Source organism: Lysinibacillus sp. ZYM-1, assembly GCF_001308875.1.
Classification (GTDB): domain Bacteria; phylum Bacillota; class Bacilli; order Bacillales_A; family Planococcaceae; genus Lysinibacillus.
Map to the genome: position 1 here is coordinate 1 of NZ_KQ465154.1, position 21964 is coordinate 21964.

At 35.1% G+C, this 21964-nt stretch carries 17 protein-coding genes, 1 pseudogene and 1 other annotated feature; of the genes and pseudogenes, 16 read left to right on the top strand and 2 right to left on the bottom strand.

Going from position 1 to position 21964, the window contains the following annotated elements; all coding sequences use genetic code 11:
- The 4 genes from AO843_RS22315 to AO843_RS22330 form a co-directional block, all read left to right on the top strand.
- The coding region (locus AO843_RS22315) for an IS1182 family transposase (protein WP_156314016.1) at positions 1-815 on the top strand (815 nt) is incomplete at its 5' end.
- A gap of 413 nt (positions 816-1228) precedes the next feature.
- Positions 1229-2110: a phosphotransferase family protein gene (locus tag AO843_RS22320; RefSeq protein WP_054613279.1), complete on the top strand. Its 882-nt coding sequence runs from the start codon at positions 1229-1231 to the stop codon at positions 2108-2110.
- 273 nt (positions 2111-2383) lie between these two features.
- Complete coding sequence (locus AO843_RS22325) at positions 2384-2887, top strand: MepB family protein (RefSeq protein WP_054613263.1); 504 nt, start codon at positions 2384-2386, stop codon at positions 2885-2887.
- A 192-nt stretch (positions 2888-3079) separates the two neighbouring features.
- The gene (locus AO843_RS22330) at positions 3080-3844 is read left to right on the top strand and encodes a class I SAM-dependent methyltransferase (RefSeq protein ID WP_054613264.1); all 765 of its coding nucleotides are present in this window, start codon (positions 3080-3082) and stop codon (positions 3842-3844) included.
- A gap of 403 nt (positions 3845-4247) precedes the next feature.
- Here AO843_RS22330 and AO843_RS22335 read toward each other — a convergent pair whose 3' ends face one another.
- Positions 4248-5957 (bottom strand): methyl-accepting chemotaxis protein, encoded by a 1710-nt coding sequence (locus AO843_RS22335; RefSeq protein ID WP_054613265.1) that lies wholly within the window; start codon positions 5955-5957, stop codon positions 4248-4250.
- A gap of 659 nt (positions 5958-6616) precedes the next feature.
- Between AO843_RS22335 and AO843_RS22345 the strand changes: the two genes are divergently transcribed.
- The 5 genes from AO843_RS22345 (at position 6617) to AO843_RS22365 (ending at position 11469) form a co-directional block, all read left to right on the top strand.
- Complete coding sequence (locus tag AO843_RS22345; protein ID WP_054613267.1) at positions 6617-7369, top strand: hypothetical protein; 753 nt, start codon at positions 6617-6619, stop codon at positions 7367-7369.
- A 272-nt stretch (positions 7370-7641) separates the two neighbouring features.
- Positions 7642-7893: a binding site (T-box leader), on the top strand.
- 81 nt (positions 7894-7974) lie between these two features.
- Positions 7975-9336, top strand: a complete 1362-nt coding sequence (locus AO843_RS22350) for an amino acid permease (protein WP_054613268.1) — start codon at positions 7975-7977, stop codon at positions 9334-9336.
- Between the two features lie 347 nt (positions 9337-9683).
- Positions 9684-10265, top strand: coding sequence for a CGNR zinc finger domain-containing protein (locus tag AO843_RS22355; RefSeq protein ID WP_054613269.1), 582 nt, complete (start codon positions 9684-9686; stop codon positions 10263-10265).
- Between the two features lie 123 nt (positions 10266-10388).
- Positions 10389-10943, top strand: coding sequence for an HPP family protein (locus tag AO843_RS22360; protein WP_054613270.1), 555 nt, complete (start codon positions 10389-10391; stop codon positions 10941-10943).
- A 25-nt stretch (positions 10944-10968) separates the two neighbouring features.
- Positions 10969-11469: a DinB family protein gene (locus AO843_RS22365; protein WP_054613271.1), complete on the top strand. Its 501-nt coding sequence runs from the start codon at positions 10969-10971 to the stop codon at positions 11467-11469.
- A gap of 335 nt (positions 11470-11804) precedes the next feature.
- Here AO843_RS22365 and AO843_RS22370 read toward each other — a convergent pair whose 3' ends face one another.
- Positions 11805-12146: a hypothetical protein gene (locus AO843_RS22370; RefSeq protein ID WP_054613272.1), complete on the bottom strand. Its 342-nt coding sequence runs from the start codon at positions 12144-12146 to the stop codon at positions 11805-11807.
- Between the two features lie 798 nt (positions 12147-12944).
- On the opposite strand from AO843_RS22370, the gene AO843_RS22375 reads away from it, so the two are divergent.
- The 7 genes and pseudogenes from AO843_RS22375 (at position 12945) to AO843_RS25655 (ending at position 21519) form a co-directional block, all read left to right on the top strand.
- On the top strand, positions 12945-13991 hold the full coding sequence (locus AO843_RS22375; protein WP_054613273.1) for a DUF418 domain-containing protein: 1047 nt from the start codon (positions 12945-12947) through the stop codon (positions 13989-13991).
- A gap of 847 nt (positions 13992-14838) precedes the next feature.
- Entirely contained in the window at positions 14839-15411 is a 573-nt protein-coding gene (locus tag AO843_RS22380) for a helix-turn-helix domain-containing protein (protein ID WP_054613274.1), read from the top strand.
- A 279-nt stretch (positions 15412-15690) separates the two neighbouring features.
- Positions 15691-16941 (top strand): CynX/NimT family MFS transporter, encoded by a 1251-nt coding sequence (locus AO843_RS22385; protein ID WP_054613275.1) that lies wholly within the window; start codon positions 15691-15693, stop codon positions 16939-16941.
- A 24-nt stretch (positions 16942-16965) separates the two neighbouring features.
- The gene (locus tag AO843_RS22390) at positions 16966-17400 is read left to right on the top strand and encodes a universal stress protein (RefSeq protein ID WP_054613276.1); all 435 of its coding nucleotides are present in this window, start codon (positions 16966-16968) and stop codon (positions 17398-17400) included.
- A gap of 795 nt (positions 17401-18195) precedes the next feature.
- Entirely contained in the window at positions 18196-19803 is a 1608-nt protein-coding gene (locus AO843_RS22395) for an MBG domain-containing protein (RefSeq protein WP_156314017.1), read from the top strand.
- 15 nt (positions 19804-19818) lie between these two features.
- Positions 19819-20277: pseudogene (locus tag AO843_RS25650) on the top strand (immunoglobulin-like domain-containing protein); the annotation flags it as partial.
- Between the two features lie 702 nt (positions 20278-20979).
- Entirely contained in the window at positions 20980-21519 is a 540-nt protein-coding gene (locus AO843_RS25655) for an S-layer homology domain-containing protein (RefSeq protein WP_369814451.1), read from the top strand.
- The last annotated feature ends 445 nt before the right edge of the window (positions 21520-21964 follow it).

Genomic DNA, 21964 nt, shown 5'->3' on the forward strand with positions numbered 1-21964 from the left:
TAAATATTGATCGTGAGGAACACGGAAAAAAGCCCTTTCCTTTGGAGAAGTTTGAAAAAGAAGAATGGAAAGAAATAAAAGAAAGCACGACAGATCCTGAAAGTGGGTATTATGTAAAGGATGAACGTACCAAGCAGTTTGCATATTCCTTCCATGCTGCGACAGATGAAAAGGGCTTTGTCTTAAGTGCCATTGTGACTCCGGGAAATGTGCACGATAGCCATGTATTACAGCCACTTGTTGAAAAGGTCATTCAAAACGTTCAAAAACCATTAGCCGTTGCAGCAGATGCAGCTTATAAAACACCAGCGATTACGAACTATTTGTTAGAGAATCAAATGTTGCCTGTTCTACCATATACTCGTCCTAAAACCAAAGATGGATTCTTCCGAAAGCATGAGTATATGTATGACGAGCACTATAATTGTTACCTTTGCCCACAAGGGCAAATATTGAGGTATACGACAACGACGAGGGAAGGATATCGTCAATATAAATCGAATCCTTTAAGTTGTGCTAAGTGTCCAAGCCTATCACAATGTACAGAAAGTAAGAATCACCAAAAGCTCATTCAACGCCATATTTGGGAATCTTATGTGGAGGAAGCCGAACATTTACGACATGCCTATGACATCAAACAAATCTATGCAAAGCGTAAAGAAACCATTGAACGTGTCTTTGCGGATGCGAAGGAAAAGCATGGGATGCGATGGACAACCTTAAGAGGTCTTAAAAAATTGTCCATGCAGGCGATGCTTACTTTTGCTGCCATGAATTTAAAGAAACTGGCTACTTGGACGTGGCAGGCAACTTAAAAGAGTTTTTATGCTTGAAGAGTATGTTTAAACGGGTAGAAAATCACCATCTTTAAACATATTCATAGAAGAAAAAAAGACAAAAGGAATCGAGTGTGAACTTCTCGATTCCTTTTGTCGACAGTCTGAAACCTACTGATTAATTCAGTAGGTTTTTTTAATAATATAAAATGTATGTATAATGTTTCATTGTGTTGTATTTGATGCTGGCATTCGTAATGGATTTTTACGAATGAAAGATACCCGTCCCAATTCGTATTCAACTAACGCGCGCATTTCTTTAATAAGGAGTGTGCCTTTTTCCATTTAAGGACCATTTAATGGAGTAAGACTTCCAAAAATAATGAATATATATGTTATTATTGTTAGAGATTGCGAAGAAGATAAACGGTACAGAAATGGAGTTTTTTCGATTGGATTTATTGCAACAAGTAATAGATAAATTTAAGTTGAATGTGTTAGCAGTCGAGAACGTTCCTCAGTCTTTTAGTTCGACTGTATATAAAATCAAGCTAATTGATCATCGTACGGTATATATAAAAATCCCTTATTCCCAAGCAAAACTTGAACGTGAGTATACTGTACTTAAACGATTACGCAATGAGCTACCTGTACCAGAAATGTTAGACTATTGGGAAGGTAATGAGGATATCACTGGTGCTTTATTATTATCCGCAATCAACGGTGTGCCGATTACAGAGAAGGTGGATACAACTTTAGCTTACGATATCGGAGTACACCATGCAATGTTGCATGCAATCGTTCCTAATGAGCTGGATTTCAAAAGTCCCATTTCCAATGTATATGGTCAATGGTCTGAGTTTATTAAGCGACAATTTTATTCCTTTGCAGAAGATGTAAAAGAAGTGATTGATTCTCGTTTATACGAACAATCATTGAAGCATTTTGACCGTCAACTGAAATTACTTCCATCTCCAGACGGACCTAGTTTTATACATATGGATTTTCGACCAGGTAATATTTTAGTTCATGAAAATCATGTAGCCGGCATCATTGATTTTGAAAGTGTCCGAATTGGCGCAACCGAAATGGACTTTACAAAAATTAATCGTGATATTTTCATGAAATATCCTGGAACAAGGGATGCGTATCAAAAAGGCTATGAGTCCATTCGTCCACTTATTGATTTACAAGAAGTTTTACCGTTTTATCGCTTTACCGATGCGTTTAATTCAATTGGTTGGTGTAAAAGAAGAGGTATCGAAAAGCATCAAACTTTTTTACAGGAGAATTTAGCATATTTAAACGTTTTTTTACGAAAAAGGGATAGTTGAAAGAGAGAATTATCAAACGTCAATAACTGAGGATCCATTTATAAAGCTCTTTCTCATTTTCCATTATTCAACAATCGGGCGCAATTCTTGTACAAGAAATTGTGACTTCTTTAGTTATCACTTTCAAAAGTGGTATTGTTTACTTACTTGAAAAAATTGTGCAGTAAATCAAAATGAAGAGACTAATGAAATAAAGCTTTGTAATAAGCAATTACGGTAACAAGTCCGCAGGTGATCTACTGGTATTCGTAGTATAAGATAAGGAGTAAAACTATGAATGAATTTAATAAAACATTAACATATGTAAATGAATTACTTTATGAACCTAATCATTTAACTATAAAAAACATCCGAGAGGAAACTCAAAATTCTGATTATGGCGCTGGGATATTTCAGTTAAATTCTAAATCTGTTAGATTTAGAGTCGCAAAAATAACACCTACCAAGGTGGGACAGTTTGTTTCCTTTTGGGAAAAGGATGAAGCTAATAAAAACCAAGCATTCTCATATGAAAATGCCACTGATTTACTGGTAATAAACACTTTTAATAATAATGGTGATTTTGGCCAATTTGTTTTTCCAAAAGAAGTTCTTTTAAAACAAAACATCCTTAAAACTGCTAATACAAAGGGGAAAATGGCTATTAGGGTTTATCCAAGTTGGGATACTCCCACCAGCAAACAAGCAATAGCAACTAAAAAGTGGCAATCACCATATTTTGTTAAAATAGACGCTACTACTAGTAAACATGAGCTATTAAAATTATACGCCTTCTAAAATTAGATATCTTTAACTGTGCATTTAAATATTTACTGTACATTTCGAGGGCATATGCAGGAGCTTATTCAACAATCTGGCGCTTTTCTGTCACAAGGATTAGCGCCATTTTCATTTTAGGTGCAGGAAATCTAATACCATAACGAATATTAAAAGCTTAACAAGTTCTATTGAGGAGGAGTCTTACTGAAGATGAATGAACAAAGCATAAAAAATAAAAAGGCTTGGGAATATCGAGCATATGAATTTTGGAACAAAAGTAACGGTACTCCAAAGGATTTGGCTATTCATATATTAGAAAACCCTAGAGCATGTCTTAAAAAGCACAAACAATACTTTGAATATATTGAAGGAAAGAAGATTGCAAATATTTGCGGTTCAAATGGCAGAAAAGCAGTACCATTAGCATTATTAGGTGCTGAAGTAACAGTATTTGATATTTCAACAGAAAACCAAAAATATGCCTTAGAATTAGCAGAATATGCAAATACCTCTATTAATTATATCGTCACTGATATTTATGATATTGACTTAGAAAAGTATAGAAGTCATTTTGACATGATTTATTTAGAAGGTGGCATATTGCACTATTTTGATGATATTGATAAATTCATGTCTATTCTGTTTTCATTACTAAAAGATAGTGGGGAAATGGTTCTAAGTGATTTTCATCCGTTGAGAAGGTGTATAGTTAAAAGTCCTAACGCTGAAATCCAATATCAAATCCAACAAGGTTATTTTGACAAGGAATTACAAAATGGAGACTTAGCGTATAAGCATTTCTTTGATGAGCATGAACAAGAGGACTTTCCTGATGTGTCTATAAGATTATATACACTTAGTGAGATAATAAACTCTGTCATCACATCTGGTTTCAAATTAATGAAATTTGATGAGCATCGTGGTTGGAGAAATGAAAACATACCATGGGAATTTACTATTCTAGCTTTTAAATAGCTAAATCTATTTTTAATTAAATTTAAGAATGGGGGTTAAGGTATGGCACCTCCAAAACATATTGTATCAGCACCAGCTATTGTATTAAATGACCATAACGAAATTTTGTTAATTAAATGCTATGACAAACGTGTTGTAGTTGTCTAGGGCAAGAAAATCATGAACAACTATCCGAAAAAGCTAAAGAGCTAAACATAACTGAGTATGCTGGCTCAAATGATTATTGAGGAATATTTAATAAGCATCAGAAATAGGATGTTTATTATGAACAATACGCATTGAATTAGCGGTAGGGATATGGGTTACCCAAAATGAAAGAAGAAGGGGTAGAATGTTAACATTTCCCTATATTATAAAAAGCTCAATTTCTCTGTATTAAAAAGAGAAATTGAGCTTTGATCATCTATCGCGTTGAATTTGATTGAATATTAAACTTTGAGACATTTTCCTGCATTTTATTAGCTAACTTTGCTAATTCTTCACTGGAATTGGCAACTTCATAAATGGAGTCTGTTTGATTCAGTAAATATGCGGCTGCTTCTTCCGTACCAGCTGCATTTTCTTCAGATATGGCAGATAAGTTTTGTAGAATATCTATTACTTCGTCCTTCTTTTCTCCCATATTATTGCCTAAGTTATATAAATCCTCAATTACCGTTTTTATTTTTTCAATAGAAACTGCAACGTCCTCAAATTTGCCATTTGTAGTTGCAACACTTTCAGATTGCGAATTGACAAGGTTGCTCACTTTTTGCATTGTTTGAACTGCTTGTCCAGTTTTTCCTGTTAAATCTCCTATAACCGTGGAAATTTCCTTCGTAAATTGATTGGATTGTTCTGCCAACTTTCGTATTTCGTCCGCAACAACCGCAAACCCTTTTCCTGCATCGCCGGCTCTAGATGCTTCAATAGCCGCATTTAAGGCTAGTAGATTCGTCTGTTCTGAAATAGTTCTTATCATCTGGCTTGCATTTTGAATTTTCCCCGAACTTTCGTTAGTCGTGAGAATGATATCATAAATTTCTTTTGCTGCAATATTATTTTCTTCTGTTTTAGCAACGAGCTCTTTTAATATGAGTAAGCTTTCATCTTTAATATTGCCTACTTCATCGACAAATAAATTCAGCTGTTTTAAATGATCCTGATTATTTTCAATTAATTCTCCAAGCTCGCCAATACTCGCAGTCCCATATTCGGTATCTTTTGCTTGTTCCACAGCTCCCTTAGCTATGTCTTCAACAGCAGAGGATAAATCCTTTGAAGACTCTAAGGAAATACCGGTTGCATCTTTAAGTTCTTCTGATGATGAAGTAACCTTATTCGATGTTAGACTGATTTCATTAAGTAAATCAACAAAATTATTCTGCATCTCATTTAATGCATATGTAAGCTTGCCTACTTCATCATTTCTACTTGTATACTTTAGGTTGATTAACTCAGTGAATTCGCCTTTTCCCATTTCATTGCATTTATCAACTGCTAACAACAAAGGTTTGAACATTTTATTTAAAATAATAATCATTAGAATAATGATGATTAAACAGCCAACACCAACTGTCATCATTTCCTTTAGTAAAATTTCATTCGTGACCTTTGTAATATCACCCTCAAAAATGCCTACATCCATAGAACCGTAAAGCGTATCATCTATATAAATCGGTACCATTATATCGAACGTCCAACTTTTCTGAACATCCGCATAAAATCTACTAGTCATCGTTTTCCCATTCTTTGCTCCATCGACAGAGTAGGGGTCATCTTCATAGTTTTTACCTATTTTCTCTTGATCACTATGAGCAATTGCCGTAACGTTTTTATCAATGACAACAGCATAAGCTATTCCATTTTGTTTTGCTTTGTCTTCAACAAATTTTTGCAATTCCTTTGTAGGATTAGATGTAGAAACAAGAATATTTTCCGCTTGACGTGCAATTTCATCCACCTGCTGAATACTCTTTTCTAATAAGGCATCTGAAACATTTTCTTTAACTGTCTTAATATTCAAATAGGAACTAATGCTGATAATCGAAATAAACAGTAAAAGAGATATTCCAATAATACGATTTTTTAAACTTCCTTTTCTGACTCTACTACTTTTCTGCTGTTGATTCATAGATGCTTACCACCTTCTTTTTAACTATCTCTAGTTTTTAATTAATTATAGTACTTTAGTTTCAGTTAATCAACATTATTTAGAATAAGGATATTACTATAGATTTTTCAATTCCTTTATTCTAAACTCTTACCTTAGTTGGTGGTCTTCCTAAATTTAAAGGGTATATACTTTTATAATTAATGAAGCAAAAGTAAGGGAAAGTTTGTAGAGGTTTAATATGGCTATTTTTTTCGTAATTGTTTGGATTAGTATAACTATTCCTATCCTTTTATCACTTATTTTTGGATTACTCGAACCGATTGTTACAGTTGATAATACTGGAATAAGTATGATAATCATTGCTTTACTAATCGGAATATTGGACTGTTACATTGGGCTAAAGGTGCTTAACAAATTTCAATCATGATTAGAAAACCGAAAAAGAAGTTGAAAAGGCTTAAAATTGATCGGGCATGATTCTGTAATAAGGACTAGCTCTTATTTTCATTAAAGGGCCAGATAATTGAATAACACTTTGTAGTCAACTTGGAAATTTATATTAGAATAATTAGCGTTTGTGAGGAATTGTACTTAAAGTAATTGGCAGGTTAGTAGATAAAGTAATTATTTTATAAAATAAAGAAATATTATGTATTTGGGATGATTAGGAGGTATTTATGACGACAAATATTCTAAATATACAAGAAAAAGCAAAAAAAATTGTAGAAAAAGTTGCTTATATTTATCAATATCATACAAGAGAGGATTTTATAGGTTTAATTGTTCACGGTTCCGTAGTAAAAGGTGGCATTATTCCAGGTTCAAGCGATATTGATTTTCATCTTTATTTGAAGGAAACGGCTTTTGAAAAAAAAGGTATACTACCTTTGGAGTTATATCTAAAAATTCATCGAGACTTAAGCAAAATTGATATAAAACCATTTAGCTATATTCAATGTGAAGCATTAACAGATAAATTACCAGAGGGATTTGTTGGTCCAGTTCCTGGTGCTTATCAAATTGTGGCTGGAAGGTTGCCAGTAGAGGAAGCATCAAATGAACAATTGAAGCAAACGGCATTACAATCATTAAATGATTTAACTGTTGTTCCCAAATATTTTTCTACACTATTAGACCACGGAAAAGAGAGATTAACGAGAGTTGTACGTTTACTCAATACACAAGTTTCTCCAACAATATATCACGTCCTATCTTTAGTACATCAAGATGCCATTGAAATATGGCAGATGCCAAAAAATAAGGCAATACACTTATTACCCGAAGATGAAATGAAAAAATTTGCAATTCAATTTTATGAATGTGCTAAAAGGTATTACCCTGATGAAATTTCGGTTAATGATGCTTTAGGTATGATTGAAAATGGTGCAAAGTTCTTCGAAAGTGTAAATCTCTGGTTCAAACGAAAGTAAGTAAATATAAGTCAATGTTCTTCCACAATCAGACGCATTTCTCTAATAAGGAATGCGTCTACATTCAAGGGCCAGATTGTTGAATAACATTCTGAAAAGAACTTTACTAACATTTGTTGAAATATTTCCTTTAGCTTATAAGTGAGGAGTTATATTTATTTAGTAAAATGTCATATGTGATTTAAGCGGATTATGAAGAAATTTTTAAAATTATATTGACAAAATTATTTTTTTCTGTAAAATGAAAAATAATTCAAAAATATTTGTATAGAACAAAGGCTATGAAAAGAAATAGTATCAATTATTTTTACGAACAGAAAGTTACCGGTTGATGAGAGGTGCATGTAAAACGATTGAGAATTCATCTTGGAGCTGTGTACCGAAAAGATCATTCTAAGTAGGCTACACCGGTAAGCACCCGTAATCATGTGCGAGAGTATCGTCAAATGACCGTACTTCTTAAGGTAAGTAATGTGAATTGCTTATAAATTAAAGGTGGTAACACGAGTTGAATCGTCCTTTTGGTTAATCCAAAAGGGCGTTTTTTTTTATTCCTTTTTTGAGCAAAGTATTTGAAAATCTAAACGTAATAGGAGTAGGACATTATGAAAGACAATCATCAAGATTCACAGCTAAAGCGTGGATTAAGTACTCGTCACATGCAATTAATTGCACTTGGCGGATCCATTGGGGTCGGTTTATTTTATGGCTCTAGTTCAACAATTCAAATGGCTGGGCCATCTATTTTACTAGCTTATTTAATTGGTGGATTAGTTATTTTCACAATTATGCGTGCATTAGGCGAAATGGCAGTAGAGGAACCTGTATCAGGCTCGTTCAGTACGTACGCGAATAAATATTTAGGACGCTTTGCTGGGTTCTTATCTGGTTGGACGTATTGGTTCATGTGGATTGTCGTTGGCATGGCAGAATTAACAGTAGTCGGTGTATACATTAACTACTGGTTCCCTGATATTCCACAATGGGTAACTGCCCTTGTAGTACTTGTTTTTATGACGCTTGTAAACTTAGCAAATGTAAAAGCTTACGGAGAATTCGAATTCTGGTTTGCGATGATTAAAGTTGTTGCCATTATCGGTATGATCGTTCTAGGATTAGCCATTATTTTCTTCGGTGTTGGCAACCACGGTGAAGCAATTGGCTTCGATAATTTATGGGCACACGGTGGCTTCATGCCAAACGGTTTCCATGGTATTTTAATGTCACTAGTATTAGTTATGTTCTCATTCGGTGGGGTTGAATTAGTTGGTATTTCTGCAGGAGAAGCAAAAAATCCTAGCAAGTCAATTCCTTCAGCTATTAACAACATCGTTTGGCGTATTTTAATTTTCTACATTGGTGCATTAGGCGTTATGATGGTTATTTATCCTTGGAACGAAGTTGGTTCAGAAGGTAGCCCGTTCGTTCAAATTTTCGATTATGTCGGCATCCCTGCTGCGGCTCACATTATTAACTTTGTTGTAATTACAGCAGCCATGTCTGCATTTAATAGTGGTTTATACGGTTCAGGACGTATGCTACACAACTTATCGGTACAAAAAAATGGTCCAAAATATTTTAAAACAGTTAGCAAAAACGGTAGTCCGTATAGAGGGATTTTATTTTCTTCAGCGGTGTTATTAATTGCGGTTGCATTAAACTATGTAGTACCTGAAAAAGTGTTCATCTATATTTCTGCTGTTGCGACTGTTGCAGTCATTACAAGCTGGATGATTATTTTATTAGCACAATTGAAATTTAGAAAATCAAAAACGAAAGAGGAAGTAGCCGAACTGAAATTCAAAATTCCGCTTTATCCACTTTCTACGTATATTGCCATTGCATTCTTATTAATGGTTATTGTGTTAATGGCGTTTATTCCAGATATGCGTGTTGCCCTATATGTCGCACCAGTTTGGTTTTTAATCTTATTTGTTGGATACAAAATAAGAAATGTTAAAAAGTAGTTAAATCATCTCATTTAAATTCCAAGAAATGCTGTTAAACCATCATTTCTTGGATTTTCCTTTGAATATTGTTTATACAGCTTTTTATAAATTGGACGTCTTTTTGTTATAGGGCCAGATTGTTGAATAGTGAATGTAACAGGAATAGAAAGGAGTTAAAGGAGCAGTATTTTAAAAGTAGTTTAAATTAAAATAAAATCAATTATTTTACAGTAATGTTGATTGATGAAATCATTACTTGATAAGTTGCTGGCTAATATGAATCTAAAATAAGATATAATGATTATATAACCTTTCAACGGTTATTTTATTGGTTAGATTATAAGGGAAATTGGGAGGTAAACTTAATGACTGAAACAAACAAATTCCCACTCATTTCAGGTCATCTTTCTCTTGATTTGGTAAACACGGAACTAGTAAGACGTGGTCAGCGCCAGGATTTATTGTTATCAGAAGGGGATGTTTTGGACTGGCTTTATGTAATTAACAAAGAAAACTTTTTTTGGGATGATAAGCTATACGCAAAGGTTAAGGAGAGAATCAGACAGGTATTGTTATGTGTGTTAGAAATTCGCGCCGTTTTAAGAGGTAGCTTTGAATCAATAGCAGATGGAGAGCCCATTCAAGATGAATTTATTAATTTTTTAGAAAAAAAGATCGATAAAGCACCTTTCACTTATAAATTAATCAATCAAAAACTGACTCCCATTCCTGTTGGAGAGGTAGAGGATGTTCTTCTATCGTTGATTGCTTTTGATGCATTAACTTTAATTGGAGAAAATAAACTTGCCTTCCTCAAACGATGCTCCAATCCAGATTGTGTACTTTTATTTATTGATGAAGGTGGAAGACGCAAGTGGTGTTCAATGAAGATATGCGGAAACAGAAAAAAAGTAGCGCGGTTTCAACAAAGTAAATCCGATGAATGATGAGAACCAACTTATTTCAAGAGTTGGTTTTTTTTGCACACAATATAACTAACCTATAAAATAGGTTTTGACAGGTTAGTTATATTGATGTAAAGTGAAAATTAAGTTGAAGGAGGGGAAATAATGGATCGTGCTACAACAGCAAAGCGAGAAGAAGTAAATTTATATCACGTACGTTATTTATCTAAAATGAAAGGGAAAGGGAGAAGTCCATTAAAGGTAGATGTAAAGGACATAATAACCGGGTTAATCGGTGGATTTTTAACCATTTTTGTGTTGGTACTTTTAACAAACATGACAGCAGCCGAATGGTTAATGGCTCCCTTTGGTGCTAGCTGTGTTTTGGCATTTGGTGCGTGGAACGCGCCTTTATCACAGCCGAGAAATATTATTGGGGGGCATTTTGTTTCAACATTCGTTGGATTAGCCATATATCAGCTATTGGGTAATGAACCTTGGAAGATTGGTTTAGCTGTAGGCTTAGCGATTGCATTTATGATGATTACAAAAACGACTCACCCACCAGCAGGGGCAGACCCACTTGTTGTTATGCTGGGCGCGTACAGTTGGAGTTATTTAATTACACCAGTATTAATCGGCTCGGTGATAATAGTTTTCTTTGCGTTGATTATTAATAATTTGCGCAGTAACCGGGAATATCCTACATTTTGGATATGATTAAAAATGTTCAGGAGGGAATAAAGTGGAAAACTATATCTTTAAACAATTAAGATTTGTTCGGGATAATACGATTGGTCGTGTGGCAGACATGAATGATGAAACATCACTTTCCATTCCAGAAGGATTTAATAACAATATAAAATGGAATCTCGGGCATATATATGTCGTCCAAGAAAAATTCGCCTTTCATTTTACTGGAGAAGAAATGTACTTACCTGATCAATTTACAGAATTATTCAGTCCAGGTACTAAACCAAGCGATTGGGGAGAAGAGGTGCCGCCAATTCATGAATTAATCTTATTGCTCGAAAATCAAGTTTGTAGGATTGAGAAAGTATTGAAATTTAGAATCAAAGAAGCTGTAGAACAACCTTATACAACATCCACAGGTCTTACATTAGCGACAGTAGAAGAATTTCTTAGCTTTTGCTTATACCATGAAGGCATGCACTTTGATGCGATTAAATCAATCAAACGAATTATTCAAAGTGGAAGAAAGAGCGACGTATTTAGAGAGAAATAAAAGTATTAGTTTTTTAATCAAATATTTATTGTCAAACAATATTAATTTAAATTTTCAATGATTCAAATCAATCTAGTTGCAGGTTAAACAAAAGTAATCATGAACAGTTATTATTGTTTCCATTATGTAAAAAGTTAAGATTAAAATAATAAAAAATAGCCCCTATTTTGATCAATATTTGTTCAAAATAGGGCTATGATTTTCTATAAGAATCATCTTTTATAGCTGCGCTTTAATCAATCTTTATTCCAAGTCAACATTTACAAAACAATTGAAAAAAGCATTAACAAGAATGGAAAAATCCTTAAAGTTAATGCCTTTTATTTTCACTTAGCTTAAATGGATCTATTATATGCATCCATTGTTGAAGTATATTGGAATAATTTAGGGTTAACTATTCCCTCACGTAAATCCATCATCCCTAATTGTCCCATTCGATTCAGTAAAGGAATCAACCAACTACCACTTGGAGCACCTTGTAACACTTTAATTTGATCGGATGATAACTTTGAAACTTTACTTGGATCAATCGGTTCTTTTGCATTTTCTATTGTTTCTTGAAAAGCTTTCGTATCAACCTTATACATATTTTCGCCAACTTGTTCAGTAAAACCTTTATATCCGTAAGCTCCTCGAAGGATAGCTAACCTTGTACTCATATCTTCCATAGAAACCATTTTAAATACACCGCCCTTCAATAGATTCCTAAATTATAAATGTGGAATATTTATAGTTCTTTCAATGGTACTCCAAGGGGAATTTTGTGAAGTAGATCTAAACTTATATAAGGCAGAAGTTCCACTTGAGATTTTTAAGTCTAAATTAAAAGTTTCTGTATGATAAAACGCATCCTTCTGAAGCTTCCACTGTATTTAGCCCCAAAAAGCCATTTGTTAAAATTCCGACAGCTAGTAAATATTTCTTCCTATGAACATCTCCCTTTTACATTATTTGTTACACACTATAACAATCGGATAAAAAATAGAATACTTAACAATATTTAACAAATTTATAGTTGTTTATTAAAAAATTTATTATCACTTCATAAAATGTTCAATTTAAGTAGACTCTAGTTGAACAAAACAAAGTGTTGTCACTTTAGGATTTATTTTGCACCTATTTCAATCGTTATCTTGCGCTATAAGTAAATATAAAATAGCCCAATTTCTCAGCTGTAGATTTGAAATAAAGTAACGATGTTTATAAAAAATATGCGAAGTTTAAAAAAAGTTGCGACATTTATAAAAAAGTTTGATTAAAAATCCTGTGTTGATATATGCAGGATTTTTTCTTGTTCTACAAACAGGTCAGATCGTTTGGTGATATTTTTGCTTATAGAAGGGGATTAAAAACTATTGTAAGTGAAAAAACTATTCTATAAATGTAAGGTTGCTGTAAGCTTTTCAAAAAACTCCTGTAAGGATGAGAGGTTATGATAGCCATAGCTCAGTATGAAAGATAAGGAGTTTTTAAGAATGAATTCATCCGTACCTCAAAAAGAAAGAATCGTTTCCTTAGATATTATTCGAGGGCTAGCGTTATTTGGCATTCTGTTTATAAATGTAGCAGCCTACAAGATATTAGTAGAGGGAGGTCCGATGCCTGACTATAGTGGAATTAATGGTATTATTAGTACGCTGATTGGTATTTTTATTGAGAAGAAATTCTTTTCGATTTTTTCATTCCTCTTTGGTGTAGGTTTTTATATTTTTGCTTCGCGTGCAGAAGCTCGTGGCGATAAGCCAAGATGGCGTTTTGCAAGACGTTTACTAGCTTTATTGTTAATTGGCATTGTTCATTATTTTGTTTTCTGGGGATCAATCCTTGCTATTTATGCAGTAATAGGTTTCTTACTGATACCTTTTTATCATGCAAAGATTTCAACAATTAGTAAATGGTTATTTGCGATTATTACTGTTCATATCCTGTGTATTCTTGGACAAATATTAATGCCAAATCAAGAAGCCTTTTCAACTGTTTTTGGTTTATTAGGAAATGATGCAATTACTATTTTTATCATGTTTTTAACTGGTTTTTTAGTAGCAAAAGCTGATTGGATTAGTCATGTAAGTGAATACTCAAAACAAATAAAGTGGCTACAATTTGTGACGTTTCCACTTTTTGTTGGCATTTCAATATGGATTTGGTTTGCATCTCAAGGTGGATACGAAAATCTAAATTCCGTTATTAGTTTAGGGGTAATTCCGACAACGTATTTTTACTTAGCTTGTCTATTTGTTTTGTTAGAAAATAAGAAAATTGCGAAGCTGCTTAAGCCAATTGGACGAGTTGGGAAAATGGCATTTACAAACTATTTAGCTCAAAGCTTTATTGGCTTAGCTATTATTTCTGCAATGGGACTTGAAGTTGTTTCTCCTTCTGATGCAGTGATCATTGCACCCCTCACTTATGTCATTCAAATTATCTTTAGTGTCATCTGGTTCAAATTCTTTAAAATGGGGCCATTTGAAAAGGTGTGGCGTTTTATGACATATGGAAGAAAGACAGTGTCAAATAAATAAACAATTTTGTGCGAACTCCCTGATGGTAAGATGATTTCAATCTGTCAGGGAGTTTTATGCTAGTATGAAATGTATGTAATTGGCTCTTCACCATAACTCGTGGTTGATTTTCTATTAATTCAATAATTTTACTATAGAAAAAAAGCGAAATCTCACGTATCGTAATTGTTGTCCAGACAAACAATCGGGCGTTTTAATTGAGCAAGGGTCACAAAAATTATCAAACTTTTTTATAAAAGGATGATTCAATTGAATTTAGAAAAAGCATATTTTGATCAAAATTTTTTCAAAACATGCTTTTTCTTTTTGTTCGTTTATCAATATTATAAGTAGTTATTTAATCAAATTTGCCAATGATAAATATGCCGTCAAAACAGTGGAAACATGGTACCTATACTATAAGAGATAATAAATTTCTAAATATCGAACAGTAACTTAATGTTATGTATTAAATATGCATTTGATTTAGAAATAACGTTCCCAAATGCAAGTTAGGAAAGAGACCGAAATCCAAGAAATGCTGTTAAACCAACATTTCTTGGATTTTTCTTTCAACATTGCTTATACAGCTTTTAATGCAATAAACAGGGCTAGAATAGTATTTTTCAAGATTATGCAGAGTGTGTTATCTGAATAAAAACCTGTATATTAGGGTCCGTTGATGCGAATCTCAATTACATTACAGCTTCCATACAGTAGAATAGTTAGAAAAGCATAGCAAGGGGCTTTTTGTATATTATAATATATAAATTGGTTTGTGTTTGTTTATTATTATTTTATCAACTATAATATGAAAAAAATTAATTGACTTTATATTTTCTCATGATATTGCAAAGGGTGGCTTTAAATGAATTTAGAAACTGAGGATCCAAAACAAGTTGTTTTACAAGTAGGAGCAGTACTAAAAAAACTTCGTAAAGAAAAGCGTTTAAGTCTTGAAGATTTATCAGAATTATCGGGTGTGAGTAAGCTTACGCTAGGAAATATAGAACGCGGAGAAACAAATCCAACAATAGGGATGTTATGGAAAATCTCAAAAAGCTTATCCATACCACTTATGGCATTATTCTCAACTGAAAACAATGTGAATCTGTCTCGGGCTGGGGAAGGGCTTAGATTTGTTGGTGACGGAAAAGACTGGGTAATTGAGCCTATTTTTCAAAATAATACAAATAAAGATATGGAAATGTACCGTGCTTATTTACAGCCAAATAGCTCCTACCATCCGGAAAAACATCATCATAATACAACTGAACTTGCAACTATCATGTCCGGAACAATTACAATTAATGTTAATAATGAGTCATATATCTTGAATCAATATGATTCGATTAGTTTTTCTACAGATGGCACACATTCATATGCCAATCGTACTAACGATGTTGTAGTTATTCATATCATATTGAAATACGGAATCTAAATTTCTTTTCTCCTATCTTAACCTGATGCAAGGAATGCTTCAATCCACTTAATGGATTGGAGCATTTTTTTACTTTATTTAAAACAACTCGCTATTTAAGAATAGACAAATCTAAATAAATACATTATAGTATTCATTACTTAAGTTATTTGTATATTATAATATACTGAATGTGGTTTGTTATGAATATTATTTTTTCGTTTATTATTCATGTTTAAAGTAAATCATCATGAACAAACTACAATATATGAGTTTTTCAAAAATCTAGGAGGAAATAGGATGAGTTCAATGGACAAAGTAATTAAAAAAGAAAATAAAGGAGCCATTTCAACTGTTGGTAAATCTGCCGTTTGGCTAATGATTGTTGGCATTGTATTTATTGCTGCTAACTTACGGGCCCCTTTGACCTCAGTAGGACCAATAGTTGGTCTTATCAAGGATGATATGAATATTTCAAATACAATGGCAGGAATGGTTACCACGCTACCATTATTAGCTTTTGCGCTTTTTTCACCTATTGTACCTAAATTGGGGCAAAAACTTGGGGTGGAACGAATTATTTTGGGTTCCATTGTTCTTCTGACTGTTGGTATTATTATACGTTCCCTTTCAGGGGTTGTAGCTTTATATATCGGTACGGCTGTTCTTGGTTTGGCTATCTCAGTCGGTAATGTATTGTTACCTGGCCTGATCAAACGTGAATTTCCTGAACGAATTGGCTTAATGACGGGTGTGTATTCCATTTCTATGAATTTATTTGGAGCAATGGCGTCGGGTGTAAGTGTTCCTATTGCTCTTGGAATGGGATTTGGCTGGAAAGGTGCATTAGGAATTTGGGGCGTTTTAAGCTTTATATCTATTTTATTCTGGTTACCACAAATGAAACATCGTAACGAGAAAAGGGATACAGCTCACAATAAAACTGCTGATAGTCATGTGAATTTGTGGGGTTCGGCACTAGCCTGGCAAGTAACCTTGTTTATGGGACTGCAATCCATGATTTTTTATGTACTTGTTGCATGGCTGCCAGAAATTCTTAAGCAACAGGGATTGAATTCGAGTCAGTCTGGCTTGATGCTTTCTGTTATGCTGTTAGCTCTTCTTCCTTTTACGTTCATCGTCCCTGTCATTGCAGGACGCATGTCCGGTCAACGTTCGTTAGTGACTATTACATCGATTTTACTTTTAATCGGGACGTTCGGGTTACTATACGGTAGCTCTAAATTAATCGTGTTGTGGATCATCGCTCTAGGCATAGGAGGAGGCTTCGCATTTAGCCTATCCATGATGTTTTTTGGCTTACGCACAAGGAATGCGCAACAGGCTGCGGAATTATCCGGTATGGCCCAATCAATTGGATATCTACTTGCGGCTGTTGGTCCAACCCTATTTGGTTTTATTCATGATGCAACTAATAGCTGGACGATTCCACTTTTAATATTAGTTGGTGCATCGGTCCTACTCTTTGTGTGTGGTCTTGGTGCAGCCAGAGATCGATATATAGGTCCAGCCAAACAATATAACATATAATTTTGGAATGAAAGGATGATAAATATGTTAAATAAAATTCTTGTCGCTATAGATGAATCCGAAATGAATAGCAAAGTATTAGAGGCAACGTTGAGTATTGCCAATAACGAGAAATCTAATGTAACACTAGTGAATGTTAGTAAGGAAAATGTAACAACGGGTTTAACCTATGTCCCAGAGGATTATCTGGAGGATGTATTGAATGAATTGGAAAAGTCGAGTATAAGAATACTGGAAAAGGCCAAAAACAAACTAATATCTGCTGGGGGAATGTCCATAAAAACAATCCATCTTAAAGGAGACCCTTCCCATCAAATTTTAGAATATGCCAAAGAACATGAACAGGAACTTATTATCATTGGCAGTCGTGGACTTAGTGGAATGAAGGAATTAATGCTTGGTAGTGTCAGCCATAAAGTCGCTCAATTATCAAAATGTCCTGTCTTAATTGTACATTGATGAAACAATGATTAGATAATTTCTATCTAGGAGATCCTCTAGTTTCAAAGTAGATTTGTTTTCGGGAGCAATTCCCTCATTAATGTACCTATTCGCAATATAAGGTTAGCCAGGTTAACACTGGCTGGCCTTTTTTATAGTCGGGATAGAATGTAGCAGCATTGTCCGTTATTCTTTTACACGGGCTAACCTAGGGGAACGGCAAACCATAACAAAACACATCTGCCAAAAGCAGGGTTTTGTTGAATAACAATCTTCCACAATCGGGCGCTTTTCTGAATTAGGAAAGCGTCTTTCTTCATGGAAAGGGCCAGATTGTTAAGGAACATTTTCAATAGAATTGCATATTTCTGTTGAAATATAGAGTAAGGTTGTGAAGTTTCTCACTTAAACTAACGTATAGGCTAGTTGAAGAAGGTTACTTTAATCAGTTATATCTAAGGGGAATGTTATATTCCTACATTATATTGAAGGAATATCTGAAAGAGATTGTTAAATAACGAATTATAGCTTAATATGTCCATTTTACTTTAGGTGCTCTACAAAAATCTATTTATTTTGAATGTTAATTTTCTAATCAATAACATTCCTCAGTATTACCCTGTTTTTTTCTATAGTATAGTAAAAATGTATGTATTTTTATAAAGATATATATAGAAACAGCCTAAGAACATATAAAGGGGGGATTTATAATTGAAAAAAATAATTAACATCTGCATCATACTATTCCTACTTGGTTTACCGTGGGGAAATATCTCAGCTAATGCAATTGGTACAACTGATGATTATTTTGTTGTGAAACCTATTGATTCGGATGTCATGATAACTGACTATACAGGTCAAGAGGAAGATGTAGTCATTCCAGAACAACTTAATGGTCTACTATCTGCATCGGCTGCTGATACGCCTGACCAAACATCCGGAGCAGGGGACCCAGGAGGCATCTTTCGAGCGCACGGAAATGGTCAAAGCTTTACGGCTGGCTTGTCTGGTTATTTGAATAAAGTCGATCTGTATATGGCGGATTACGGAAGCTCAGCTATTGTTTTTACGCTCAGTATTTATTCTGGTGAAAGTGTTTCGGGATCTGCTCTGGCAACTGCGACATTTAGTAGCAAGGATATCCCCTATAATCCGGGGGGCTGGGTGAGTGTATTATTCGATAAGCCGACGCAGGTACAAGCGGGACTTCAATATACGATGCTGTTAACTTCCTCAATCGGCGATACACCGCAAACAGCGTGGAAGGTCTATAATTCCGACGTATATGGAGGGGGGCAAGCCTATACGGAAAACAATTGGTCAAATAATGACTTTGGCTTTATAACCTATGTTGGACAATCGCCAAGTGATTATACAACATCGCTCGTAGTATCTCCTGTAAATGGTACATACGGCCAAACGGTAATTATATCGGCAACGCTGATAACACCTAATGGGCCTATTGCAGGAAAGAGAGTTAATGTCTCCCTTGACGGAAACATCATAGGATTCCTTACAACGGATTCAGCAGGTGTTGGTTCAGGCTCCTATTCACTTAGACTAGCTGCGGGAAGCTATGAACTAAAAGTATCGATACCAGCTTCTTATCCTTACTCTGCGGCGGAGCAGACAACAACGTTTACGGTCAACAAAGCCCCGTTGACGGCAACACCTAACAATATGACTAGACAATATGGAACATCTAATAGCAATTTCACACTGAACTATAACGGCCTGATGGCATGGGACACGGCTGCTGCACTCGGGCAACCGGTATATTCGACGTCTGCTGACACTTTAAGCCCAATCGGCAATTATGACATAATTGCCAGTGGTTTGGCATCAACGAAGTACACAATCATTTACTCGCCTGGTACTTTAACTGTGTCACCAGCGCCTTTAACCGTCACGGTTGCGAATCAATCGCGAGCATATGGACAAAGCAATCCGTCTTTGACAGGTTCAATAACCGGTCTAGTGAATGGAGATGGAATTCTGGCGTCCTATTCGACAGCAGCAGCCGAATCAAGTCCGGTGGGATCGTATCCAATCGTTCCATCCATATCTGATCCCAAAGGAAAATTAAATAATTACCATGTTGTTATTGAGGAAGGGGAGCTAAGGGTCACAAAAGCCGAGCTTCATGTTGCGGCGGATTCAGTATCACGTTGGGTAGGTACAGCAAATCCTTCATTCACTGGTCATCTTACAGGTGCTATTGCTGATGACTCCATTACGGCAAAGTATGAATCGACAGCAAGGGAAGATAGCACTGAAGGTGTTTATGATATTACTGCAAAGCTTCTTGATCCATTGAACCGTCTTTCCAATTACGAGGTCATAAACGACATAGGCAAGCTAACCGTCTATGCTGCTCCAAAGCCAGTGTTTGCTACAGGAGAGACGGCCGATACGGTATAGTCGAATGTTGGGTTACCCAACGTAGATACTGCAGGTCGTACGATTCGTTGGAAATCTTCGGACAACAGTTTACTTGATGCAACAACAGGAGTCGTGCATCGGCCGAATTACTCGGCTAGCGACTCGGCCGTAACGTTGGAAGCAGAAGTTGATGCGAATCAGACAACCTATAAAGTCCAATATAACCTAACAATCTTAGCTGCCAATATGACGGATAAAGAGGCAGTAGCCCGAGACATAAAGTTACTTGAGATTGGTTATACAGCTGGTGATGACGAGAAGCACGTGCGCAATCGATTGAGTCTTCCCACTGCTGGGAGGAACGGTTCTTCCATTACATGGACTTCTAGTCGGGCAGAGTGGGTTAATACTGCGGACGGTTCGGTCTCACGGCCATCCACTGGAGACCAAACAGTTACTCTAACAGCTAAGGTAACGAAAGGACTGGAATCAGACAACAGACAGTTTCATTTGATTGTTTTAAAGAATAATACAAATGTTGAGCAGCCAAAAGAACCAATTAAAGAACCTACTAAGGAACCTGAGCAGCTACAGTCGGATTTTTACATTGATTTTATCACCCAAAATAATCAAAAGGAACGAATTAAACTTACCCAGTCTCAAGTGAAGTCTGGATTAATTGAAATTGATAAGAAGACAGAAAAGGGATATTTCGAGGTGAGCGGAGAAACGGCATACAAATTACTCAGGTTGAATCCTTCGTTTGCATTTCAAATAACAACGGCTGGTGGAATAATGAAACTGCCTGTCTCTGAATTGATTTCTTCTGCAAATAACCAATTTGTAGGGAAAAACAGCGAAAAAATCAACTTTTCAATATACGTTGGAGAGACTGAAGCTTCAGTTCCTTTATTAAATGATCTAAAATCTAGAAGTGCCAAATTATTGTCTGGCCCTATTCAATTTAAGATTATTATGAGCATTGGAGACGAAGCTGGAATTGCTATAGCACAATTAGGCAGCAAAGTAGAAAGGCGCATTGTAGTTCCAAATACCGCCACAGATACAATTGTTGCTGTATGGAACGAGCAGCTTAAGGGACTGGAATATGTTCCAGTCCGTTATGAAAATATCGGAAGACAAGTCTATGCGTTGCTTCCCGTAAGCAGTGACGGCTTGTACTTGAATATTGTTAACCAGAAAACTTTTGCCGATATGAAAAGACACTGGGCAAAAAAAGAAGCAGAGAAACTGGCTTCTATGCTCATTTTTGAGGGGAAAGGAGAAGGAATCTTCGATCCGAATGCCCACTTAACGCGTGCAGAGACCGCAGCTCTATTGGTCAGAGCATTAGGTAACCCAGTGCCAGCACATACCGTAGAATTTCCCGATATTGACGGTCAATGGTATGAAGTGGCGGTTACCTCTGCAACAGAAGCTGGATTTATGAACGGGTATGAGGACGGAAGTTTCCGACCGAATGATTTTGTTTCAAGGGAAGAACTTGCGGTCATTCTTTCGAGAGTGATTGAATATGATAGCAGCACTGATTCAAATGCTCCTGAAAACCATTCGATTCAGTTCAATGATTCGAAAGATGTATCAAAATGGGCTACTGAGGCAGTGCAAAAAATCAATTCCAACGTTATCATGATAGGTGACAATGAAGATAATTTCAGACCACATCATACCACAACCCGTGCAGAAATGGCGATAATCTTGAGCCGTCTTCTCAGCAAGCTAGGATATATGTAAAGAAGTAGTTGAAGTATGAATTTAACAGTCGCCAGTAATATTTAGTAAGACAAGGAGTCCCGACCAAAGTAAGTTTTTTTTTATAAGAGCATCATTCAGATTTAAGAGTGATGCTCTTTAATTTTTTTGAAACAATTATAAAAATATAGTATAATCACTGACTTTGAAATATAACCAATTTCAAATTATGTATATAAGTCAATAATTACCTACAATAAATTAGTTTTTATTCTCTTTTAGAAAGAGATATAAGTAGAGATAACTATTTTGTAAATGCATGAACTTCAGATAACAGGGGCTTAGTTCAATAACGATCTTCAACAATCGGGCGCTATTCTGTAGTAGGGTACTGTAGAAAAACACGGAAAACGTACTAAACCAATTTCTAGATAAAAAAAGCCGGTTTTCCTTTTCAATAAGGATTAACCGGCTTACTTAAAGATTT

What these genes read in the sequence shown, in the direction of transcription:
- AO843_RS22355 (WP_054613269.1), top strand. Translation starts at nt 9,684, where the DNA reads ATGACTGAAACAAACAAATTCCCACTCATTTCAGGTCATCTTTCTCTT.
- AO843_RS22330 (WP_054613264.1), top strand. Translation starts at nt 3,080, where the DNA reads ATGAATGAACAAAGCATAAAAAATAAAAAGGCTTGGGAATATCGAGCA.
- AO843_RS22390 (WP_054613276.1), top strand. Translation starts at nt 16,966, where the DNA reads ATGTTAAATAAAATTCTTGTCGCTATAGATGAATCCGAAATGAATAGC.
- AO843_RS22325 (WP_054613263.1), top strand. Translation starts at nt 2,384, where the DNA reads ATGAATGAATTTAATAAAACATTAACATATGTAAATGAATTACTTTAT.
- AO843_RS22350 (WP_054613268.1), top strand. Translation starts at nt 7,975, where the DNA reads ATGAAAGACAATCATCAAGATTCACAGCTAAAGCGTGGATTAAGTACT.
- AO843_RS22360 (WP_054613270.1), top strand. Translation starts at nt 10,389, where the DNA reads ATGGATCGTGCTACAACAGCAAAGCGAGAAGAAGTAAATTTATATCAC.
- AO843_RS22345 (WP_054613267.1), top strand. Translation starts at nt 6,617, where the DNA reads ATGACGACAAATATTCTAAATATACAAGAAAAAGCAAAAAAAATTGTA.
- AO843_RS22370 (WP_054613272.1), bottom strand. Translation starts at nt 12,146, where the DNA reads ATGGTTTCTATGGAAGATATGAGTACAAGGTTAGCTATCCTTCGAGGA.
- AO843_RS22380 (WP_054613274.1), top strand. Translation starts at nt 14,839, where the DNA reads ATGAATTTAGAAACTGAGGATCCAAAACAAGTTGTTTTACAAGTAGGA.
- AO843_RS22375 (WP_054613273.1), top strand. Translation starts at nt 12,945, where the DNA reads ATGAATTCATCCGTACCTCAAAAAGAAAGAATCGTTTCCTTAGATATT.
- AO843_RS22335 (WP_054613265.1), bottom strand. Translation starts at nt 5,957, where the DNA reads ATGAATCAACAGCAGAAAAGTAGTAGAGTCAGAAAAGGAAGTTTAAAA.
- AO843_RS25655 (WP_369814451.1), top strand. Translation starts at nt 20,980, where the DNA reads ATGAAAAGACACTGGGCAAAAAAAGAAGCAGAGAAACTGGCTTCTATG.
- AO843_RS22385 (WP_054613275.1), top strand. Translation starts at nt 15,691, where the DNA reads ATGAGTTCAATGGACAAAGTAATTAAAAAAGAAAATAAAGGAGCCATT.